This is a genomic window from Massilibacteroides vaginae, assembly GCF_900178525.1.
In the GTDB taxonomy this organism is placed as follows: Bacteria; Bacteroidota; Bacteroidia; order Bacteroidales; family Tannerellaceae; genus Massilibacteroides; species Massilibacteroides vaginae.
Window position 1 is genome coordinate 1,008,101 of the sequence record NZ_FXDJ01000009.1, and the last position, 23,020, is coordinate 1,031,120.

Annotated in this window: 16 protein-coding genes and 2 pseudogenes; 7 read left to right on the plus strand and 11 right to left on the minus strand. The window is 42.2% G+C overall.

Going from position 1 to position 23,020, the window contains the following annotated elements; all coding sequences use genetic code 11:
* Positions 1 to 15 precede the first annotated feature (15 nt).
* The 6 genes from tsaE to B9Y81_RS12740 all read left to right on the plus strand — a co-directional run bounded on the left by tsaE (position 16) and on the right by B9Y81_RS12740 (position 5,274).
* Positions 16 to 435 carry a tRNA (adenosine(37)-N6)-threonylcarbamoyltransferase complex ATPase subunit type 1 TsaE gene (gene tsaE, locus B9Y81_RS12715; protein ID WP_085537285.1) on the plus strand — a complete coding sequence of 140 codons (420 nt, stop codon included), beginning with the start codon at positions 16 to 18 and terminating at the stop codon, positions 433 to 435.
* 7 nt (positions 436 to 442) lie between these two features.
* A complete protein-coding gene (locus B9Y81_RS12720; RefSeq protein WP_085537286.1) occupies positions 443 to 658 on the plus strand; it encodes an immunity 17 family protein in 216 nt (71 codons plus the stop codon).
* A 94-nt stretch (positions 659 to 752) separates the two neighbouring features.
* Positions 753 to 1,367 carry an SIS domain-containing protein gene (locus B9Y81_RS12725; protein ID WP_085537287.1) on the plus strand — a complete coding sequence of 205 codons (615 nt, stop codon included), beginning with the start codon at positions 753 to 755 and terminating at the stop codon, positions 1,365 to 1,367.
* Complete coding sequence (locus B9Y81_RS12730; RefSeq protein WP_085537288.1) at positions 1,364 to 2,293, plus strand: carbohydrate kinase family protein; 930 nt, start codon at positions 1,364 to 1,366, stop codon at positions 2,291 to 2,293. The genes B9Y81_RS12725 and B9Y81_RS12730 overlap by 4 nt, the downstream gene beginning before the upstream one ends.
* 220 nt (positions 2,294 to 2,513) lie before the next feature.
* Positions 2,514 to 3,419 carry a tyrosine-protein phosphatase gene (locus B9Y81_RS12735; RefSeq protein WP_245832451.1) on the plus strand — a complete coding sequence of 302 codons (906 nt, stop codon included), beginning with the start codon at positions 2,514 to 2,516 and terminating at the stop codon, positions 3,417 to 3,419.
* A 124-nt stretch (positions 3,420 to 3,543) separates the two neighbouring features.
* Positions 3,544 to 5,274 carry a DEAD/DEAH box helicase gene (locus B9Y81_RS12740; protein ID WP_085537778.1) on the plus strand — a complete coding sequence of 577 codons (1,731 nt, stop codon included), beginning with the start codon at positions 3,544 to 3,546 and terminating at the stop codon, positions 5,272 to 5,274.
* A 111-nt stretch (positions 5,275 to 5,385) separates the two neighbouring features.
* Here the strand turns inward: B9Y81_RS12740 and B9Y81_RS12745 are convergent, their stop codons facing one another.
* The 3 genes and pseudogenes from B9Y81_RS12745 to B9Y81_RS15415 all read right to left on the minus strand — a co-directional run.
* The gene (locus tag B9Y81_RS12745; protein ID WP_085537290.1) at positions 5,386 to 5,700 is read right to left on the minus strand and encodes a cupin domain-containing protein; all 315 of its coding nucleotides are present in this window, start codon (positions 5,698 to 5,700) and stop codon (positions 5,386 to 5,388) included.
* Positions 5,701 to 5,797: 97 nt separating this feature from the next.
* Positions 5,798 to 6,952: pseudogene (locus tag B9Y81_RS12750) on the minus strand (carboxymuconolactone decarboxylase family protein); the annotation flags it as partial.
* Positions 6,936 to 7,268, minus strand: a pseudogene (locus B9Y81_RS15415) (alpha/beta hydrolase); the annotation flags it as partial. The pseudogenes B9Y81_RS12750 and B9Y81_RS15415, both read right to left, overlap by 17 nt.
* 269 nt (positions 7,269 to 7,537) lie before the next feature.
* Between B9Y81_RS15415 and B9Y81_RS12755 the strand changes: the two are divergent.
* The gene (locus B9Y81_RS12755; protein WP_085537291.1) at positions 7,538 to 8,482 is read left to right on the plus strand and encodes a helix-turn-helix domain-containing protein; all 945 of its coding nucleotides are present in this window, start codon (positions 7,538 to 7,540) and stop codon (positions 8,480 to 8,482) included.
* A gap of 188 nt (positions 8,483 to 8,670) precedes the next feature.
* On the opposite strand, the gene B9Y81_RS12760 is transcribed toward B9Y81_RS12755, so the two are convergent.
* The 8 genes from B9Y81_RS12760 to B9Y81_RS12795 form a co-directional block, all read right to left on the minus strand.
* Complete coding sequence (locus B9Y81_RS12760) at positions 8,671 to 10,803, minus strand: dipeptidyl-peptidase Dpp7 (RefSeq protein WP_085537780.1); 2,133 nt, start codon at positions 10,801 to 10,803, stop codon at positions 8,671 to 8,673.
* A gap of 42 nt (positions 10,804 to 10,845) precedes the next feature.
* Positions 10,846 to 12,339, minus strand: coding sequence for a lipopolysaccharide biosynthesis protein (locus B9Y81_RS12765; RefSeq protein ID WP_085537292.1), 1,494 nt, complete (start codon positions 12,337 to 12,339; stop codon positions 10,846 to 10,848).
* A 3-nt stretch (positions 12,340 to 12,342) separates the two neighbouring features.
* A complete protein-coding gene (ruvB, locus tag B9Y81_RS12770; protein WP_085537293.1) occupies positions 12,343 to 13,368 on the minus strand; it encodes a Holliday junction branch migration DNA helicase RuvB in 1,026 nt (341 codons plus the stop codon).
* Between the two features lie 203 nt (positions 13,369 to 13,571).
* Positions 13,572 to 14,207 (minus strand): ribonuclease H1 domain-containing protein, encoded by a 636-nt coding sequence (locus tag B9Y81_RS12775; RefSeq protein WP_085537294.1) that lies wholly within the window; start codon positions 14,205 to 14,207, stop codon positions 13,572 to 13,574.
* 263 nt (positions 14,208 to 14,470) lie between these two features.
* Positions 14,471 to 15,670: a glycoside hydrolase family 88 protein gene (locus B9Y81_RS12780; protein WP_085537295.1), complete on the minus strand. Its 1,200-nt coding sequence runs from the start codon at positions 15,668 to 15,670 to the stop codon at positions 14,471 to 14,473.
* 7 nt (positions 15,671 to 15,677) lie between these two features.
* Positions 15,678 to 17,606 carry a heparinase II/III family protein gene (locus tag B9Y81_RS12785; protein ID WP_085537296.1) on the minus strand — a complete coding sequence of 643 codons (1,929 nt, stop codon included), beginning with the start codon at positions 17,604 to 17,606 and terminating at the stop codon, positions 15,678 to 15,680.
* A gap of 58 nt (positions 17,607 to 17,664) precedes the next feature.
* Positions 17,665 to 19,392 carry a RagB/SusD family nutrient uptake outer membrane protein gene (locus B9Y81_RS12790; protein ID WP_085537781.1) on the minus strand — a complete coding sequence of 576 codons (1,728 nt, stop codon included), beginning with the start codon at positions 19,390 to 19,392 and terminating at the stop codon, positions 17,665 to 17,667.
* 13 nt (positions 19,393 to 19,405) lie between these two features.
* Positions 19,406 to 22,582, minus strand: coding sequence for a SusC/RagA family TonB-linked outer membrane protein (locus B9Y81_RS12795; RefSeq protein WP_085537297.1), 3,177 nt, complete (start codon positions 22,580 to 22,582; stop codon positions 19,406 to 19,408).
* Between the last annotated feature and the right edge of the window lie 438 nt (positions 22,583 to 23,020).

The window sequence follows — 23,020 nt, forward strand, 5'->3', positions numbered from 1 at the left end:
AAATATATTCCGAATATGAATACGATAAAAATTGATCGTTTAGATGAAATCCGCAACGCGGCAAAAGATTTTATCGCGCTAATGGACGATCGAACGGTGTTTGCTTTCCGGGGCGCGATGGGCGCGGGAAAAACTACTTTTATTAAAGCCATCTGCGAGGAACTGGGCGTAGAGGATGTAATAAACAGTCCTACTTTCGCCATTATTAATGAATACCGGAGCGAACAAACGGGAGAGCTGATCTATCATTTTGACTTTTATCGCATCAACAAGTTGAGCGAGGCTGAAGAGATAGGCACATCAGACTACTTCTACAGTGGTGCGCTTTGTTTTATTGAATGGCCGGAAAAGATTGAAGAACTCCTCCCCGGTGATGTGGTGGAAGTAACCATAAGGGAAGAGGCAGACGGCACACGAACGGTAGAGATTAACTAAAAAAGATATGGGAACTTCCGAAATTGTTATTTTCTGTATATTTATTTCGCTGGGTGTGTTCTCCCTGATCGCGGCGATACGTAATTACGATTGGTATTTTAATACGCATGGTGCGGCTATGTTCATCAAATGGTTCGGACGCACAGGCGCAAGGATCTTTTACGGAACACTTGGGCTGATCCTGATCTCGTGCGGTATAGTTGGTATTTTATCCGGCCTGTAACGAAATAAGCACAATACTGTTTCGATTCGGATTAATTTAAATAATTTTGCACCAAATGCTTAATTAAACTTTAATTAAACTTAGAATAAAAGAAATGAATAAAGATATCGAGCTGATCCTTAAACAGGAGGCTGAGGCCGTTTTGAACATTCCGGTTACTCCCGATTATGAAAAAGCGGTAGAACTAATCGTTCAGCGGGTTCATAACCTTGGTGGTACATTAATTACAAGTGGAATGGGAAAGGCCGGACAAATCGCCATGAATATAGCGACAACATTCAGCTCTACCGGAACTCCTGCCTTCTTTTTACACCCCAGCGAGGCACAACACGGCGATCTTGGAATTGTACGCAAGAACGATATTATGTTGCTGATCTCTAATTCAGGAAAAACGCGCGAACTGATTGAATTGGTCGACCTGACTTTAGGCCTGACACCGGACATGAAATTCATTGTAATTACCGGCAATCCGGATAGCGAATTAGCACAAAAGTCGGATGTTTGCTTACCTACAGGCGCTCCGAAAGAAGTATGTCCGTTAGGTTTGACACCAACCACGTCGACCACCGTAATGACAGTAATCGGAGATCTGTTGGTTGTTAGCACAATGAAACAAATTCAGTTTGCGTATAAAGACTATGCCGAACGTCATCATGGCGGATATCTTGGCACAAAAAGCCGCGAACATTGTATCAATACCAGTAAATGAGAAAGGTAATCGGTATTGGGGAAACAATCCTCGATATTATTTTCAAGAACGGACAGCCGCATAAGGCCGTTCCGGGAGGATCGGTGTTTAACGGACTTATCTCTCTGGGACGAACAGGTGTACCTGTAACTTTCATCAGCGAAATCGGTAACGACCGGGTAGGTGATATTATACAGGACTTTATGAAAGAAAACAACCTGTCTACCGAGTTTATCGACCGCTTTCCGGACGGGAAAAGCCCTGTTTCACTGGCTTTTCTGAACGAAAATAATGACGCGAATTATCTATTTTATAAAGACTATCCCCAACAACGATTAGAGGTGGCTTTTCCGCAAATTAATGAAAACGACATCTTTATATTCGGTTCTTATTACGCACTTAACCCCGTACTACGGGAGCGCATGGTGGAATTTTTACAATACGCGAAAGAAAGAAAAGCCATCATTTATTACGACATCAACTTTCGTAAGGCGCACGCGCATGAAGCCATACGCCTTATGCCTACAGTATTAGACAATCTGGAATACGCCGATATCGTTAGAGGATCCGACGAAGACCTACAGAATCTGTTCGGTGTATCGGATGTTGACACTATCTATAAGGACCGGATTCAGTTCTATTGTAAACATTTCATCGAAACACAGGGAGCAGGCGTGATCAACTTATTTGCCGGGCCTGTTCGCGAACAATATTCCGTTGCCCCGATTACCCCCGTAAGCACAATTGGAGCAGGAGATAATTTCAACGCCGGCATACTCTTCGGACTGCTTAAATACAATATCTCTTTCGACGATCTGGGATGTACAGACAAAAACGTATGGGCAAAAATCATCGAATGTGGCATCCATTTTGCAACAGAGTCATGCAAAAGCTATGACAACTACGTATCCCGTGAATTTGCGGAGAAGTACGCCGGGTTGTCTTAAAATTCATTAACCCTCGCAGATGAATTGTGATAATTATTATCTTTGGTAGTATAACTCAGAAGAAATATTGATGTTGGATAGGCTGTTTTTCTTATTCGTATTTTCACTCATCTTCTCCGGATGTTCCTCCGAAAGGCCAGATATCAGCGTTGTATGCCAGCGGGACGATATCGGTAATTATGTAATAAAATGGGAGACTTATCCTCAAATGACGGGAACGATGAAGCTGTATGTAACAGATAATCCGGATCATTTCCAGAAAAGTAATCCGGTAGTCATTACAGACATAAAAGAAGGTAGGGCAACGTATATCACGAATGATAACATCACCCGTAAATACTTCCGTTTATCTTTCAACGACAAGTACAAGAAAGACGTAAGCTCTCGTGCAGTTTCAACAGAAGGAATCCAAAACCTTCGTGATTTGGGTGGATATCAGTCAAAAAACAGCAAAACCACTCATTGGGGAATGGTTTATCGCTCAGGAAAGCTAACAGAATTAAGCGAATGGGATGGGTTAAGGCTTAATAGCCTCGGAATAAAAACAATTATCGATTTGCGTTCGGAGCATGAGGCAGAAAAGTTTCCTATCCAATACGCAAACGCGAATATCATAAATATCCCTATTTCAACGGGCGATATTAGCGTTATCTTTGAAAGAATCCGGGAAAAACGGCTTCGCAAGGGAGATGGTATAATCTTTATGCAGGATCTATACCTCCAATTCGTTAAACAGCAAAGCGCGCAGTTCGGCGAAGCGCTTCGTTTATTACTGAATGAAGAGAATTATCCGGTACTGTTCAGCAGCTCATTGGGAAAAGACAGAAGCGGTTTTTTGTCGGCCTTGTTACTTCTCGCCTTAGACATACCGGAATCCACAGTCATGCAGGATTATATAGCTTCAAACGATTTTCTGAACCTGAAAAAATTTGAAGACATGGTAAAAGGATTAGATACTGAAGCACAAGAAACGATCACTCTCCTACTTACGGCAAATGAAATGTATATGGATATTGCCCTGAATAAGATTAAAAAAGAGTATGGAACCTATCAGAAATTTCTTTCCAAAGAACTTAACCTAACTGAAAAAGAGCAAGCCGAATTAAAAGAAATCATGCTATATTGATGTGAATCCGAATTAATTACGTACCTTTGCAGCTCAAAAATTTCATATATACATATAACTTCGCACTTTGAAAACATTTGAAGAATTAGGGGTTGCTTTGCCTATTTTAAAAGCAATCCAAGAAATGGGTTACGAATCGCCCATGCCGGTACAGGAAGAAGTGATTCCTTTCTTGCTGGGAGAAGACAACGACGTAATCGCATTAGCACAAACCGGAACAGGCAAAACTGCCGCATTTGGACTACCTATATTACAGAAAATTGACGTCTCTAAATATCAACCTCAGGCACTTGTATTGTGCCCCACTCGCGAACTTTGTCTGCAAATAGCAGATGATTTGAGCGAATATTCGAAATACATTGACAACCTAAGAGTACTTCCGGTTTATGGAGGCTCCAGCATCGACAGTCAGATCAGAATGCTGAAAAAAGGTGTACATATCGTCGTGGCAACCCCGGGAAGGTTATTAGACCTTATGAATCGTAAAACAGTTAATCTGAATACGATCGGGAGCGTTATTCTTGATGAAGCAGATGAAATGCTGAACATGGGATTCACCGATAGCATCAATGCTATTTTGGCCGAAGTACCTGAGACGCGCAATATGCTTCTTTTCTCGGCAACTATGCCACAAGGTATCGCTTCGATCACCCGGAAGTACATGAAGAATCCAAAAGAGATTATCATCGGGAAGAAAAACGAAGGAAACAAGAACATCCGTCACACTTATTATATGGTGCAGGCGCGTGATAAATATCTTGCACTGAAACGTATCGCGGATTATTATCCCAATATTTACGGAATCATTTTCTGCCGCACCCGTAAAGAAACACAAGAGATAGCCGACAAACTAATTCAGGATGGATATAACGCGGATTCGCTGCATGGTGAATTAAGTCAGGCGCAACGCGACTATGTGATGCAAAAATTCCGCATCAAAAACCTCCAGCTACTCGTAGCAACCGATGTTGCCGCACGTGGATTGGATGTTGAAGATTTAACGCACGTGATAAACTACGGATTGCCGGATGATGTGGAATCATACACTCACCGAAGCGGACGTACGGGACGCGCCGGAAAAACGGGTATTTCCATCTCCATTTGCCACGTAAAGGAAAAAGGCAAAATCCGGGAGATAGAACGCATTATTAATAAGACTTTCGAGAAAGGCGAAATGCCAAATGGTAAGGCTATCTGCGAAAAGCAACTTTTCAACTTGGTTGACAAGATTGAGAAGGTAAAAGTTGATGAAGAGGAAATCGAATCATTGATGCCGGCCATCTTCCGTAAACTTGAATGGTTAGAGAAAGAAGACATACTTAAGCGAGTGATTTCACTTGAATTCAACCGTATGCTCGAATATTATAAAGATGCAGACGATTTACAGATTGTAGACGAAAGAAGCAGTCGCAGAGAGGAACGCGGATCAAGAGCTGATTCAGGCGGACGCCGCAGCTCAAGTTCTGAAGAAGGATATACTCGTTTCTTCCTTAACTTCGGTAAATCGGACGGACTCTTCCCTAATCAACTTATTGAACTGATCAACAAGTGTGTGCCGGGACGTGTAAGAGTAGGAAAGATCGATTTGCGTGATAGTTTTTCATTCTTCGAAGTAGAAGAAAGCGAAGCGAAACGGGTTATGAACGGCATGAATGGCTTCGAAGTAGACGGACGTCGTATTTCTGTAGAGTTCGCTCAGGAGAAGAAAGGCAGAGGAAGCTTCGGTGGTCGTGATAGCGGAGGGTTCAGAGCCAGAAAAAGAGACGATCAAAGAAGAAAAGAACGTTTTGATTCGCGCGAACGTAGCGGTGACAAACCTTGGAGAAAAAGAACAACAGATAAAAAAGGCAGATAAATACAACTGCCGATATAAAAGATAAGTGACGCTAACCGCGCACACCAAAAAACTGCTTTACGGACAACCCGTAAAGCAGTTTTTTTATTTGCCAACTTCTTTCAAAGTCGTCTATTTATTGTAACTGTTATATTCCTCATCGGTTACAGGTTCGAGCCATACCGTAGGACCATTCTCTCTTCCGGTGATTGCCACTTGTATAAATTCGCTATCCGGACTTGCTCCGTGCCAATGAGGTATGTTGTGCGGACATTTCACGACTTCTCCTTTGCGAACAATTTCGATCGGCTTTCCCTTTTCCTGATAATAGCCTATGCCATGCAGCGCGAGTATGATTTGACCTGCCGGATGTGCGTGCCAGCTTGTGCGAGCTCCCGGTGCGAAGGTTACGCTTCCTACTGCATTTTGGTTTTCATCGTCGGGCATAATGAGGTTATTAAGCCATGCATCACCGGTGAAATTAGGACTGTCTATTTTATCCCCTCTTTCGAAAACTAATTCAGGCTGCGTTTGATCACTAACCGGTTCGTTCTTCGCCTATCTCGTCCAGCGTCTTCATGCGCTGATCGTAGGTTATCACATCGCCTAATCCTTGACGACGGGCGCGCCCCATGTCGTACATGCTGATGGTTGCAACAGCTTTGATACGGTGGTCGATTTGCGCCGCGCTTACAGAATAGCCTCCGCCTCCACAAATGCCGATAACACCGATAGCCTGTGGATTCACTCGCGCATGATTGCTGAGAAAATCAACTGCCGCACTGAAGTCTTCCACACGTGTTTCGGGCGATTCTATATAGCGCGGATATCCACCGCTTTCGCCATAGTGTGTGGCGTCAAACGCAAGGGTTATATAACCCAGTTCCGCCATTTTCTGTGCGTGCAGTCCTGAGGTCTGCTCTTTTACGCCACCAAAAGGATGACCTACCACAATAGCCGGATATTTTTTATTCACGTCAAAATTAGCCGGAAAGTACAGATTGCCTGCCACGTTGTTGTTAAATCGGTTCGGGAAGGATATTTTTTCTACACGCACGCCATTAACCATTTCAGGAGCCTTTTTGCCGGAGCTTAACCCTCTTCTTTGCAATAATTCATCGAGTACGACTTTAGCAGCTTCCGCGTTTTCTTTGCTTACGTTTACTTCAACAACAGCAATCATCTGCTGTAATTGGGCAGGAGTTACCCCTACGTTGAGCGAGAGATTCATGTGTGAGTTTAGCATTGGTTCAGCACCGCCTATACCCATCAGTACCGCGACGGTTACCATTTCACGTTGAGCATACGTCAATACATCACGCTCGAAAACATCAGCGAAAAGATGTTCTTTCAGGAATGTTTCTATTTCCGGGCTGAAACCGGCATAGCCTGCCGTGGCCCGTCCCTCGGGCGGTGTAACACCCTGAAGTTCGGATAGAATATCTTTTCCACGCGTATACTTATCCCGGCTGTCGGTAATTGGCGACGCTTCACGCCCCATGTTATCGATAATACCCGATGCTTTTCGATTTTCCAGTACGGACATAAACGTTTGCAATCCGCGTAAACTACGGGGAAATCCGCTGTAAGCATACAAATGCACCAACACTTCCTTTATCTCGTTGACGGTTAATCCGGCTTCAAGTCCCGCGATGAGTTCCGGTTTCAACCTATCCAAATCTCCCTTTGCGGAGAAAGATAGTCTGAAACCCTTCACGTCCGTCGGGCGTTGTTTCCCAGGTTTTAGACGATTGCCCTGCCCCATGCAGGAAAACAAGCGGCAATTGCCTGGCTTTGTCGGGTATCTGGTAAAACACATAAGCATGATCGCCATGATAGCTTTGTCCTTCGGGGTAAGGCTTGAAGTTATCAAAGTTTTCACCGGTATACGTACCCTCATTTTGAATTACTTTTCCGCCAACGGCAAAACTACCCTGTTCTTTCACAATAAGTAGACCGTTTCCTGTTTCTTCTTGTTTTTGATTACTTGCCGAAAAAAAAAGGGCACCTGCCATAACTACCGTCATTATTACGCCATTCTTTTGCTTCATCTCCTACAATTTTAAAAGTTTAAATTTTCAAGTTACAAACTTAAGCTGAATAATACGCACTGTAAATAGACAGATTACGGATTCATCTACCTTTTTTACTGATTCGCATAGTATAGACAATCAGCGACATACACAAATTACGTTTTCTTCTACCTTTTTTACTGATTTACAACAGCAGATGAGAAACTTTAAACAAGAAGCCCTATTTTTGTTCTATCTAAAAATCAGAAAATATGAGCGAAATATTGAATTTTGATACGATACACGATTACAATAGTTTTCTCGGAATAGAAACATGGCATCCTTTGATCAGCTCCATCGACTTCACAACAGTCACCAAAGAGTTTCATCATATCCGCAAAAGATATGGTTTCTATTTTGTTTTTCTGAAAGATGTAAAATGCGGCGATTTGATCTATGGTCGGCATACCTACGATTACCAGGAAGGTACGCTTGTGTTCATTGCTCCGGGACAAGTGGCCGGTAAAGATGATACGGGCGAAACGTTCAAAATGCAGGGCTGGGGATTATGTTTTCATCCGGACTTGCTTCGGGGAGCATTGCTTGGGCAGAAGATGAATGATTATTCCTTCTTCTCTTATGAATCGAACGAGTCCTTACACATGTCTGAACGCGAGCGACAGATTATTGTGAATTGTTTTAAGGAAATAAAAGACGAACTGACTCATTCTATCGACAAACACAGCAAATCCATCATCACGGCAAACATCGAAGTTTTTCTAAATCATTGCATGCGCTTTTATGACCGTCAGTTTATAACACGTGAGAATGTGAATAAAGACGTACTTTCAAGGTTTGAAAAACTACTGAATGGTTACTACGATTCGGAAAAACCGCAACTGATCGGCTTACCTTCGGTACAATATTTCGCGGATGAATTGCATTTTTCGGCCAATTATTTTGGAGATCTGATAAAGAAAGAAACCGGAAAATCGGCTCAGGAGTATATTCAGATAAAGGTAATAGAAAAAGCAAAAAACAAATTGTACTATCCGGACAAGTCAATAAATGAAATTGCTTACGAATTAGGATTTAAATATCCGCATCATTTCAGCAGGATGTTTAAGAAACTTGTAGGCAATTCGCCAACCGATTACAGGCTGACAAAAAAGACCCGCGAGACTCAAAAATCCGGAAATAATTCCCGCTTTTTTTAGCTAAAAACCAAGGATAAAACCTCCATTTTAAGCCATCCTGTATAGTGCTGATAATCAGCACATAAAACACCGCTAAAAACATAAAGGTTATTTTTCCAAAAATAAAGGATATATTTTTTTCGTATAGTATTATAAAAAAAGGACGCCTATTTTTCGGACGTCCTTCGTTATTTTGAGGATTGAAATGTTTATTTCACCAATTTGAGTTCTTCAATAATGCGTGGGCATTTTCCCCATTTGTCGATGATGAACAATGCGTAACGGATATCAACGGCAATACAACGTTGAAGGTCCGGTTCGAAAGCGATGTCACCGCTCATTGCTTCCCAGTTTCCATCAAATGCCAAACCAATCACACAACCGTTTTTATCGAAAACAGGACTGCCTGAGTTTCCTCCGGTGATGTCGTTGTTTGACAGGAAGCAAAGATTCATTGTTCCGTCGGCATTACCATATTGTCCGAAGTCTTTCGAGCGGATCAGATCCAGAATATCTTTCTGCACCCAAAACTCTGTGCTGTTGGGGTCTTCTTTTTCAAGAATACCTTTGTCGGTAGCATAATAATCATACCATGCCGCGTCGTAAGGGCGGTATCCGCCAATCGAACCATAGCTCAAACGCATCGTGAAGTTGGCATCCGAAGAAAGCGCTTTTTCCGGATACATTTCTTTCAGTCCGGCAAAGTATAGGCGTTCACCTTTCGCGATATCAAACTGCGATTCACCCATGAACTGCTGAAGTTCAAACAGGGAGATCATAGAAGAAAGACTCAATTCTGCCGCAGGGTCATTTTTCAATTTAGCATATTGTTTCGGGTCTTTCAACATAGTCTCTACACTTTCGTAGGTTGAAAGTTTTGTTTTCTTGAATAAGTCTGCCGCATATTTAGCGTAGTTACCCTTATATTTTTTGTCAATTTTCGGGAATACATCCGGAAGATAACGAGCCGGAACACGGTTTTTTACCTCCTGCATCATCGCTGCTAATACATGCTGGTCCAGCGTAGGCTCATAATCCTTAAAGAAACCGCGAATACGGTCTTCTAAGAAAACATTCAGCTCTTCAAGTGTAGAACCCTTCATATCAAAGCTCTGAACCATACGAGCCAGGCGAACAATTTCCGCACCACTCATAAAGGCTTCAGAAAGGTAGGTATACACCTCGCGGTATTCGTTGGTAGAAGTATATCCTTTTTCCAACAGATTCATTACATCTCCATATTCGCCTTTGCGTTCGGCATTCTCGTTTGCCCATTTTGAAAAAGCGGCTTCTTCTTCTTGCTTACGACCAATCACGTTCAGGTTAGCCAATCCACGGTTCATACCGATTGAGTTTTTCCAATAGTTTGAGCTTCCGGCATATTTTGAAGCGTACTTGATACGTACGGCATCGCTTGCGTTCATCGCGTCTTTCCAGATGGCTTGTTTTACTTCACGCACATTGATACGAGGCACATTGCTGTGACTGATGCGTTGTTGCACACCCCATGAAGAAAGGTAGCGGTCTGTGCTTCCCGGAAAACCGATCGTCATCGCATAGTCTTTATCCTGGTATCCGGCAATAGAAACTTCGGCCACGAACTTCGGCGTGTATGGTTTATTATTCTTGTCATACCCAGCCGGTTTGTTTTCTGTATTGGCATATACACGGAACACCGAGAAGTCTCCCGTATGGCGTGGCCACATCCAGTTGTCTGTATCACCACCAAATTTACCCACGGAACTGGGAGGAGCGAATGTAAGACGAACATCACGGAACACATCATATACCACTAAAAAGTATTTATTGTTATTATAAAAGGGAATCACATCGGCCGTTAAAAACTCATTTTCACCGATTGAATCACAAATAGCCTTACCGATTGAATCGGCGGCTGCTAAGCGCAAATGTTCTTCGTCGATGGATGAGATCTGTGCAAGGATACGCTCAGAAACATCAACCGTTTCACGCAGATAACGCACGGAAAGTCCCGGAACAGGCAGTTCCTCTTCTTTCGTTTGAGACACAAAACCATCCTTCAGATAGTCATGATCCACACTACTTAATTGCTGTATCGCTCCGAATCCGCAATGATGGTTTGTAAACACCAATCCTTCTTCCGATACGGTAATTCCCGTACAACCTCCTCCAAATATCACCACCGCATCGGTTATGGAAGGACCTGTTTCGCTATACAGCTGCTCGTAAGAAGGAGTAAATCCCAATTCCTTCATACGATCCAGATTCTGTTTGTTTAATTCTTTAATTACCCACATACCCTCATCGGCATGTATCTGACCAATCCCGATTAACAGTAACACTACTGCCCACAACTTCTTCATAAACATCAATTCATTTTTATATTTATACAAATTCAATAATTCTTATTTCACGAAACGCCCGATATAAGGAAGTTCTTTCAATGGTAAATCCCTTTTTATAATAAAGCTTATATATAAGACGAGTAAAATCGTACGATACCCTAAACGCAACACCTCAGATTTAATATCCGGTAACATTCCCGCCGCGAAGAACACCGCCGCCACCAGTACATAAATCGCCGCGGATTTCAAATCATAGTTAACAGGATACTTCTTTTGCCCAACAAAATAGGATAAAAACATCATCACTAAGTTGCACACAAACGATGCCCAGGCACAAGCCATAAATCCATATACGGGAACGAAAGTAAAAATGATCGCGACCGTAATTACACAACCTATAAGGGAAAAATAGGCTCCCCATTGCGTCTGATCCGTCAGTTTATACCACAAGGAAAGATTAAAATAGATACCGAAAAACAATTCGCCAAGCATAATGATAGGCACTACCTTCAGGCCGGGGTAGTATTCCGGCACAACGAAATATTTCAATATATCTAAATAGAACATCACTCCCAGAAAAATCAATAAGGCGAAGATGATAAAATATTTCATCGCCTCGGAGTAGGCCTTACGGTTGTCTTCTCCCTTATTCTTAGAAAATATAAACGGCTCGTAAGCATACCTGAATGCCTGAATGAACATCACCATCACAACCGCTATCTTAAAGCACGCGCCATAAATACCCAATTGCTCGTTGGCATAGTCTCTGTCGTCAAACAGAAATGGGAATACTATTTTATCTATCGATTGATTCAATATCCCCGCTAATCCGAGAATCAGAATAGGGAATGAATAGTTCAGCATACGTTTCAGTAAAACAAAGTCCGGTTTTATACCGACGCAGACTTTTATCTCCGGAAGAAGCAGCAGGAATGTTACTACCGATGTCACCACGTTGGCCACAAAAATATAACCAACTCCGTAATCAGGCACATAACACCAACTGATTAACGCTGGAGCATGCGCCATTAACCACGGACAAACAACCAGAAAGAGCAGGTTAAGAAAGATATTCAGAAATATGCCGAGCAACTTGATTCCGGCAAAACGGAAAGGTCGCTTCTGATAGCGTAGGTAAGCAAAAGGAATACTACTGATCGCATCCAACACAAGAATAACACCAAACATAAGAATATATTCGGGTGTTTGTATGTAGCCCAGCCAATCGCTGATAGGCGTTAGGAAAAGAACTATTCCAAGAATGAATATAAGTGAGGTAGTAGTAATACTAAACAAGGTAGTCGCGTAAACCCCTGCGGGATTTTCGTCCTCTTTGTTGATGAAACGAAAAAAGCCCGTCTCCATTCCATAAGTAAGCAACACCAACACCAAAGCTACCCAGCCATACAGGTTCGTTACAATACCATAATCGGCCGGCTCAGCAAGGACACGAACATACATCGGAACAAGCAACCAGTTCAGAAACCGCCCGATAATACTGCTTAATCCATATACGGCGGTCTCTTTCGCGAGCCGCTTTATTCCTCCTGCCATAATCTAATCGAATAAAAAGCCTTGCTCGCCCTGTCTTTTACGTCCCAGATGGGTATAAGCAAGTTCCGTAACTTCTCGCCCCCGTGGTGTGCGTTTAATAAATCCTTCTTTAATCAAGAAGGGTTCATATACCTCTTCCAATGTTCCGGGGTCTTCTCCGAGTGCTGTCGCAATCGTGGTTAATCCTACCGGACCGCCACCAAACTTATCTATAATTGTTGTTAGTAGTTTGTTGTCTACCTGATCCAATCCGTAGCGATCGATATTCAGTGCTTCAAGCGAGAAACAGGCAATTGCTTTATCAATCTCTCCATTTCCTTTTACCTGAGCAAAGTCGCGTACACGACGCAACAAAGCATTCGCGATACGAGGCGTCCCTCTACTACGGGATGCGATTTCTTTTGCCGCGCTGAGTTCACATTTGACGTTCAATATTGCCGCACTGCGAAGTACAATCTTCGTCAGGGTTTCCATGTCGTAATACTCCAGGTGCATATTGATTCCAAAACGGGCCCGCAAAGGACTGGTAAGCAATCCGCTACGGGTAGTAGCTCCTACAAGTGTAAACGGAGACAGATCAATTTGAATAGAACGCGCACTTGGTCCTTTATCAATCATAATATCGATCCGGTAATCTTCCATCGCCGAATAAAGGTATTCCTCCACAATGGGACTTAGGCGGTGTATCTCGTCAATGAAAAGCACATCGTTCTCCTCCAGTGAAGTAAGCACACCGGCCAGATCTCCGGGTTTATCGAGTACCGGACCTGAGGTAACTTTAAAGCCTACGCCCAGTTCATTTGCAATAATATTGGATAGTGTAGTTTTTCCTAATCCGGGAGGACCATGCAGAAGAACATGATCCAACGCTTCCTTACGCATACGAGCAGCCATGACAAATACTTTCAGATTTTCAACCACCTTTAACTGTCCGCTAAAGTCGAAAAAAGAAAGCGGCCGAAGTGCATTTTCGTACTCCCGTTCATTTTCCATCACTTTAGGCTCTCTTATATCGAATTCGTCATCCATTCCTCAGTATTTAACTTGCAAAGTTAATAATATACGGGATAACGTAAACACCTTACTTCCAAATAATAAATAAACCTATTCAGGAAAATTAGGAATAAATTGATCATCCGGAGCGTGCCGAAAGATATCAATTTAGGCAGGCTAAGAACCATCGGCAGGATCAGGATGAACGAAAATACATCCTGTCGGATAAAGAAATACAATTACTTTCTTCCGAAATCCGCGGGTATCTCTCCCCAGAATTCAGTTTCCCATTTTATGATCCGGGTGGTGTAGGTATTTGTGTTAAGCCATTTCTCAGCCCGTTCGATAAGTTCAAAGATAGGCTCATTAGCGGGTTCGCGTTCGAGAAGCGTTTTGCACTTTTTCTTTTGTACCCATATAATCGCGTTACGACTATCGGAGTATATCGGGAGATCACTATTTTTTTGTTTCAGGAAAGCAAGTCCATGTACAAGCGCCAGAAACTCACCAATATTATTTGTTCCCTTTTTAAACGGACCTATACGAAAAATCTCCTGCTTGGTTGCGGTATAAACACCCCGGTATTCCATATCACCCGGATTACCACTGCATGCGGCATCAACAGATAAACTATGATTGATGGGTTTGCCAACAGAAAAACGATCGGGTTTGGATTGCGCGGATTTCTGATAAGGGCGGGATTTTACATATTCATCGTGTCCTCTTTCCAAAGCAGCCACAGCCTCTTCGCGGTTCTCGAAGGATTTATACTTGGCTCCATCCTGCCCCTCAACCTGCATCTTACATTCAGCCCAGTTATCATATATCCCCGGATTGAGCCCTTTCCAAACCACGTAATACTTCCCTTTTGCCATCTCTCTTTTTACTATTTAAATACAAACTTACAAGAAAAACATGGAAGATGGGTAAAATGAGATCAGTTAGAGGTAAATCGATCGGATTAAAAGAGGGCGAATTTTCAAACATATAGTATTGCAAAAAAACACCCTCCATTTCAGCATAGAATTTGAATTGTTAATTTGTTAGACGCAACATAAGGGTCAACCGGAAATTCCACTTGACCCTTAAGTTGGCTATATAAAAGTGTTTGACTTTTACTGCATATTGGTTAATTCAATTACTGTTCTTGTTCGTTTTTTCTCTTTAACGCCTCCATAAAATAGTAGTCGGCATAGTTCAAAGGCACATCGATTTCTGCGTTGTGGGGTATGCTGCCTACGGAATGCATTAATAGAAAATGTCCGTTCTCGCCTAACTTGGCACGGTAAGCCGGTGAGGCCAACGAAAGCATCATTTTGTCGGCATACGCTTTATACGTTGCGGCGTTATCTATATGCATTGTACTAAGTTCATACAATGCGGAAGCGATACAAGTTGCTGCGGAAACATCTCTAAGTTCGTTTGGAATCTCCGGTGCATCCATATCCCAATAGGGAATCAGGTCTTCCGGCATATCGGGATGATTCTTCATAAAGTCAAAAGCTTTGACGGCCATGTCGAGGTATTTACGATCTCCGGTTTCACGATAGCACAAGGTATATCCGTAGATAGCCCATGCCTGTCCCCTACTCCATGCCGATTCGTGCGCATATCCTTGCGCGGTATGGCGGTTGCGTACTTCACCGGTAGTCAGATCGTAGTCTATCACATGATAGCAGCTGCCGTCCGGGCGAAATTGTTCCTGCATGGTACGGTCGGCATGCGATACGGCAATTTTATAGAACGAAGAGTCGCCGGTTAATTTCGTTGCATGGAAAAGAAGTTCCAGGTTCATCATATTGTCTATAATAACAGGACACTCCCAACCTCGCTCCGATTGCCAGCCTTTGTCAACGTTCCAGGACTGAATAGTGCCCGATTGTTCGCGAAAACGAGTAGATAGAGTTTGAGCCGCTTCAACGATAACCTCTTCATAGCGTTTATTGTTCGTCAATCGAAGTGCATTACCAAAGCTGGCTTCAATAATAAAACCTATGTCGTGATGCCAAAAAAGCTTCTTAGCCTCTTCTAAAGCTTCCGTATATTTTATCGCAACCGGCAGGAGTGTTTCCTCTCCGGATAACTCATACAGATACCAGACACTACCCGGAAAGAAGCCACTTCTCCAATCAGAGTACGAGCAGTAATATACCGATCCGTCTTTTTTAAGGGTAACCGGATTTAATACTTTCCCACTATTCTCAATATATTCTATTTCTTGCCCTATCTGAGCCTGTGCGAATTCAACATTTTCACGTATAAAATCATTCTCAATACTTGTTTTCTTTACGCATCCTGTCAAAACAGAGATACATAAAAATGCAACTAACCCTTTCATGTCAAAATTATTTAATCTGTTTAATTGTATAATTGTAAACCCCGGTTCTTACGGCATCCTTTGCCTTCAGAGAAATACGGTAAATCTCTTTACCCCAAACGTTAGATAAACGTGGATCGTCTAGGGTGATAGTTTCCATTGAGGCTTCAAACCGGTTTTTATCATACACCAGCCGCGCTTTCTCTCCCTTCACATGGATATCTACTGTTCCTGCCTCATCAATCTTTACCTCTCCCCATGTCATAAAGTTTAGCACATTCGGATCGGTCGTCTTGTTCAACTCGAACTTGTCGGTCACTTTCAGCTCATTCTTTCCTAAAGCATAGGAGCGAATCCACGTTTTAATACCGGCCTCTTCAGGGTAAGCCCCTGCAATGTTCGCTGAGAAAACCATACGTTTGGAGTCAAACTTAACCTCGGAGGATCTATATTCCGTACCAAATTTCTGAGAAACACCATTGATCATCGGTAAATTGTGGTAATCGCCCTGCATCGTCCAGATCGTATACCTTTCACTACTGAACGTTTGGCGCGTATAGGTACCGACACCTGCATCTATTAGTATTGGCGTTGTGTTTAAGTAAAGGGAGAACGTACCGATATCGTTATGATTATGACTTTCATTGTTGTAACCACCCTTTGCAGCTACAAAGAAACCACTCTTGTTGGTCATGTAACAAAATTCAGTTTCCGGATACCAAGAATAAGCCGGAGCTTGCGGTGCACCCTGCAATGCATTTAGTTCCGGCGCATAAAGTAAAGACTGTAACATTCTGAAAATATCACGTCCGAACGAAAATTTCTTATCGTCTTGCTGATTAAAGAAAGCGGCGTGCTGCATCATCATATCGCTGTTCACAGCCTTGCCGTAACGGTAGATAATCGGCGCATCTCCACCTCCACGGGCAGAAGCATCCGCAAAATTAACTACCCAACCATTACCAACATACGACCGCACAATGTACTCTCCCATGTTACGGATCATTGGGTTATTGAAAACCGAAACCTTTCCCCCGGTACCGTCACTCAATAGCTGAAGATAGTCATACATCTTTCCGGCAGCGTGTCCCCAATACGATGGTCCTTCTTCACAACCTCCGTCGGCATGGGTGTAATTAATAAATTTATCGACAGACAGCATCGTTCTATATACCGCCTCAGCCAGTTTATCCGTATCATTTTCCAGCAAGAGGAAACACTGAAGAACATTGAAATTACACCAGGGATTCCAATTGTTTACCATCCCGCCCGGCTTTAGGTTAAATGCCATCCACCAAAAACGATCTTCTTTCATATATGTATCCAGAATACGCTCTTGCAGCTCTGCTCTCAAACGTTCGGCTATCACGGGATTCACTTTATCAAATTCCGCATGGAAGAAATAATACGTCCAGGCCAACAACGAGCCCATATCTCCGGAGGTAAGATCAATCACATGCTCTTTATAATCCGGAAGCGAACGACCTGAATGCTGCGCGCCCAAGTGAGCAGAAAGCACCCATGAAGTCATTTCACACGAATGAAAAACGCCATTAATCAATTGGTCGGTAAAGCGTCCTTTTCCTTCGGCCAACTCTCCCAACAGCAAGTCGGCAATCGCATTATTATTCCTTCCGAACGGATCTTCCATAATACGCCTGTTGCCCGAGCGTTCATATTCGAGATAATCAGTTGCCTTCACAACCTCCCAAGGATGCGACAAAGCTTTTTCGGCACGCTCAATCAGCAAAGCCTTATTGTCGCCCAATAACTTATCCCAACCTCCCCTATCCGCATAATCAGGATAAGGCACCCACTTTTGGTTGGTGATCAAGGCAGATTTTACTTGCTCTAAATTTGCAGTCTGCTGCAACAGGTTCTTTTCGGTGTAGGCATTTGCGTGAATTGAGAAAAGCAGAACAAGTCCTAAAATACATATAGTACGTTTAACTGGCATAGTATAGAAATTTAAAGTTACGGGGGAAATATAGTCATATTTCCCCTAACTGTGATTATTAATTCCATCCCGGGTTTTGAGTAAGTTTGTCGTTCTTCTCTATTTCGGCTGAAGGTATCGGCCACAAATAGTCGCGTTCGCTGACCACACGTGTAAATAAACGCGTTCCGGTAAAGGCCAACTCATCCTTGTTAGAAAGAGTCAAAAGAAGTTTCCAACGGCGGAGATCATGGAAACGGTGTCCCTCGCCGGCCAACTCTACCGCACGTTCTTGTTTAATGCGTTCAAAAACCTGCTCTTTCGAATTAGCTTGCAGCCAGGCAGGTCCGCTGTTTAATGCAGGAAGATTAACGGACGGACGCTGACGCACCTGATTTATCAACGCTACAGCTTCTGCTTGTTTTCCGGTTTCATTATAGCATTCTGCTAACATAAGCAAAACGTCGGCATAGCGAATCAAGGGGAAATTAATCGGTGTATGTGCGCGATCGTTAATTCCGCCATCCATATCGTATTCGGCCACAAACTTACGCCACAAATAAGTATCCCATTGTTTATTGTTACGAATAAAGCCATTTGTTTCGTTTGTTCCTATCGCTACAACAAATTCACAAAGATTAGCCTTATTTGCAGTCCAACCCTTGTACTCCGTATAAGGAAGAAGCAATGAAACAGCCATACGAGAATCGCGCTTTTCATACATTGCCAGTAATTTTTCTTTACTTTCCGGATAGGCAGTCACCGTCTTCTTATCGTCAGACAGTGTAGCTCTGAAGGTTTTGTCTTTAATTTCTGCATTTTCGTTAAATCCGGGCACTATATCGTTCCAATTAAATGGCTTTCCGTCTTTATATTCATACATATCGGCAAGTCCTGTTGAAGGCATTACATTGTTCCAGCAACTTCCGAACGAAGAGCGGGATCCCATATAAAATGTCATAGGCATTCCATAATCCAACCCTACACCTCCTGCGTTTTGAATCGCAAAGATCATTTCATCACTTTGGTCTCCCTCCGGTTTAAACAGGTTTTCATAACTATCGTACAATTTATATCCGTAACCTTTTCCTGAAGGATCGTTCACTATTTCTTCAAAGTTTTTTGCCGCATCGGCAAACTGATTATTGTACAAAAGAACTTTTCCCTTTAATGCATAAGCGGCCCCTTTTGTTGCCCTTCCGTAGTTTGCATTGTCCCATTTTGCCGGCAACGCATCAATCGCCACCTGAAGATCATTAAGAATAAACTCACGGGTCTGTTCCTCTGTTGATCTTGGCTCTTTCATATCATTAAAGCTCTTATCCACTTCCCAGCTTTCGTCGTATAAAGGAACCCCTCCGAAGAAGTTCATCAAAGAGAAATAATACAGTGCTCGCATAAATTTAGCCTCGCCGATGTATTGCGCTTTTAATTCATCCGATATTTCAACAGTCTGAATATTCTGCAACACGGTGTTTGAACGAATAACACCATCATACAGCATTTTCCATTTATTTAACACCTGTCCTGTTCTGCCTGTATATGTGCCCAGGTACATATTAATATAACTCGGGTCATCATATCCTACGCCAATATCCGAAAGACAATCCAGTCCGAATGTAATACCAAACGCATTTTGGTCTTTCATCGCATTGTAAACACCCATCATGGCTTGTTTGGCGTGTCCTTCATTTTTCCAGAAAGTGCCCGTACTTACCTGATCATACGGATATCGGTCCAAATCGTAGCAACTGTTTAAACCAAATAAAAATGCTACTACAACAAGAATTACTTTATATTTTTTCATAACGTTTATACTTTTAGAATGATACATTTAAACCGATAACAGCCTGTCTCATCGTTGGATAATTTGTTTTCTCCACTTCCGGGTCCATCCCCTTATAATCCGTGAAAGTAAAGAAGTTCTCCAAACTGCCGTATATTCTCACACGTTCAATGTCAAATTTAGACAACCAGTTTTTAGGCAATGTATAACCCAACTGGATGTTCTTTATTTTGAGGTACGATTTGTTTTGCACCCACAAATCACTGTTTTGCGTATTACGGGAATCCGACGTGTACAGTAAACGGGGATACGTAGCGTCTGTACGTCCTTCAACCCATCTTCCGTCGGCAATATCCTTATTGATCTGATACCCCAAACGTACTGTAGGAGTAAAATACGGGTCATTATAAATCATCTTAACTCCCTCTACACCCTGAAATAAAACGGAGAAATCAAAACCTTTATAGGCAGCGGATAAATTTAAACCATACGTAAAATTAGGATTAGGCCCTCTGCCTACAATCTCTCTGTCATCGTCATTAATAATACCATCTCCATTTACGTCTTTATACAATAAGTCTCCCTTTTCGGGCTTTCCGTAAGCGGCAAAAGGATTTTTCTTTTTACCTGTTTGTTCGTCAATCGGAGCTTTATCTATTAACTGCTGCACAAGCGCCAGGTCTTCATCTGTTTGGATAATGCGATCGACCAGCAATACATATTGAGCATTTATAGGCAAGCCCTCTTTAATAATTTTTGCTCCGTCAAGTGAGTATTCATCTCCTTTAAAACGGGTTACTTTATTCTTTAGAAACGTAATATTTCCGTTAACAGAATAAGAGAAATCACCAATCTGATCACGCCATCCTAAAGCAAGTTCTACCCCTTTATTAATCACAACCGCGCTGTTTTGCTTCGGAATGGAAGCGTTTCCATGAACAGCGGGCGCAGGAAGATCGATCAAAATACCGTCTGTTTTTTTATGAAAATAATCAGCCGTTCCTGATAGTCTATTATTCAAAAATCCAAAATCCAACCCGATATTGGCAATCTTGGTTGTTTCCCATGTTAATGCCGCATTTGCTATTGCCGTTTGAGACAATCCCATCGCCAATGCATTGTTAAGAATATAATTTGTAGTCGAGAAAGTTGATAATGCACTATAATTTCCTTTATTCTGATCTTCGCCTCCAACAGCATTGTTGCCTAAAGAACCATAAGAACCTCTTAGTTTTAAATTACTCAGCCATGTGGTGTATGAAGCCATAAATTCTTCCTGATCAATACGCCATGCAGCAGAAACAGAAGGGAAATATCCCCATCTCTGATCCGGCAAGAAACGAGAAGAAGCATCAGCACGCATATTAATTTCCAACAGGTATTTATTATCCCAGCCCAGATTAACGCGCCCGAAGAAAGACCGCATAGCCCATTCAACACGCGTACCGGTTGCAGAAGCATCCCCTACAGCACCATTAAGAACACCTAATCCCTGATCAATCAAATCCAGTTTAGTTGCGTTAAACCATTGCCAGCTGTATTGCTCCTGACTTGCACCAAGCATTACGTTTAAATCCAGTTTTCCCAGAATGTTATTTTCATAACGGGCAACAACATCCATGAAATTTCTTTCCTGCTTCGTGTTTTTATTCGCTAAAGACGTACGACCTTGACCTTCACGAACGATGGTATTATCCTGAAAATTCCACAAATCAATAAATACCGGTTTAGTTTCTTCCTGTTCGTCTACATGCTCATAGACATACGAACCTGTTAAAGAAAATCCTTTAAAAGGTAAAAGAGTTGCAAACATACGGGCTTTTGTGTTCTTCTTTGTGAACTTGCCATACACTGAATTCAGTCTGAACAGCGGGTTGTTATTTGCCGATTGCGCATCGTCTTCCAAGTTATTCATACCGCCATAGCGACCATCAGGTGCCTGAAACACCATGCCCGGCGTTGTTCCTTGTCCAAACTTAAACAGATCTTCAATTTTGTCTGTTCCGGGTTCTGTATAGGCAATATATCCACTTAGGTTAGTTCCTACTTTCAGCCAGCTTTTCACATCGACATCCAAGTTTCCACGCAAATTATATTTTGAGTAGCCCGAATTGTCCATTACGCCGGGATCATTCACATAACCGAAAGCAGTATAGAAACGTATTTTTTCTGTTCCTCCACTCATTGAAATGTTATGATTCGTCGAAACAGAAGTATCGAAGGTCTCGTCAATCCAGTCCGTGTTTGGGTATTTCACCTGATCTCCATTCTCGTTTGTTCTCCACAAAGCAATTGTTTCTTGTTTGAATGGCGCCGGTTGGTTTGAGTTCGTGTATCCTTCATTCATCAGCTCCATGTAATTGGCATAATTGCTAACAGGAGTCATTTTCTTATCAATAGACTCAAAGGAAACATAGCCACTGTATTCGATTTTTGTCTTTCCCGATTTTCCTTGTTTAGTTGTAATCAGGATAACGCCGTTGGCTGCTCTTGAACCATAGATTGCTGCAGATGCCGCGTCTTTTAGAACAGATAGATTTTCAATATCCTGCGGATTAACACTATTGATATTCCCCTCGGTTCCATCAATAATAACTAAAGGTGCTGAATTATTCAATGTTCCTTGACCGCGAACAAGAATAGAGGAGTTGTCGCTACCCGGACGATTACTGCCGGAAGTAACATGTACACCTGCCGCCATACCTGCCAAACCGTTTGAAATATTAGTAATTGGTCTACTATCGGTAAGCTCCGACATATTAACAGATGCAACCGAACCGGACAAGTTCACTTTCTTTTGTGTACCATACGCCACGACCACTACCTCTTCCAGGTTTTGCGAATCTTCTTTTAGCTGAATTGAAAAAGAAGATTGATTGCTTACCGAAATTTTTTGTTCGACGAAGCCTATGTAGGAAACTACAATAGTAGCATTGGGAGATACACTAAGATGGAAGTTTCCGTCCAGATCAGTGATTGTTCCATTTGTAGTACCTTGCTCAACCACATTTGCTCCGATTATAGGCTCTCCCGAAGCATCCAAAATGACTCCTGAAATTTCTTTTTTTGCTTGCTGTGTTGAAAGGATACCGGGATTTGCAGACGTTGGATTTTCTCCTGCCTTCAACATAACCCACGAAGAAGATAAAGTTAATAAAGCCAATAACCATACTGTCTTCTTCACCAAACAGCGAATAATGTTATCCATCATAATAACTAATAGATTAAAAGGTTAATAAACAGATTTTACAGACAGACCTTCATGCGATCTACCGCTAATCCGAAACAAATGTAGGGCGCAGGCGGCCGCTTAACCGGCATTTTTTGTCCAAAACAAGTGCACTAATTATCCATCACTCAATTTTTAACTACTTATCCTGTCCGTTCGGTATGTTTACGCGCACAGGAAATATACAACTGTTAATGAATCGCAATTTTATTAATTCCCCAAAATGCATAGCGTCTCGCAAATTGTTTTCTTTTGTTAACCAACCGGCAAAAACCGCTAATTTTATTTAAATTAAAATCAGAAAACACGTTTTTAATCGGTAAAACGCTTCGGTTCCCTTTGCCAAATTTGCTGATGTTGAAAAAACACATAGGTATATCTTTTTAAAAATATCCTTTACTTTTTCAGAAATAACCTTTA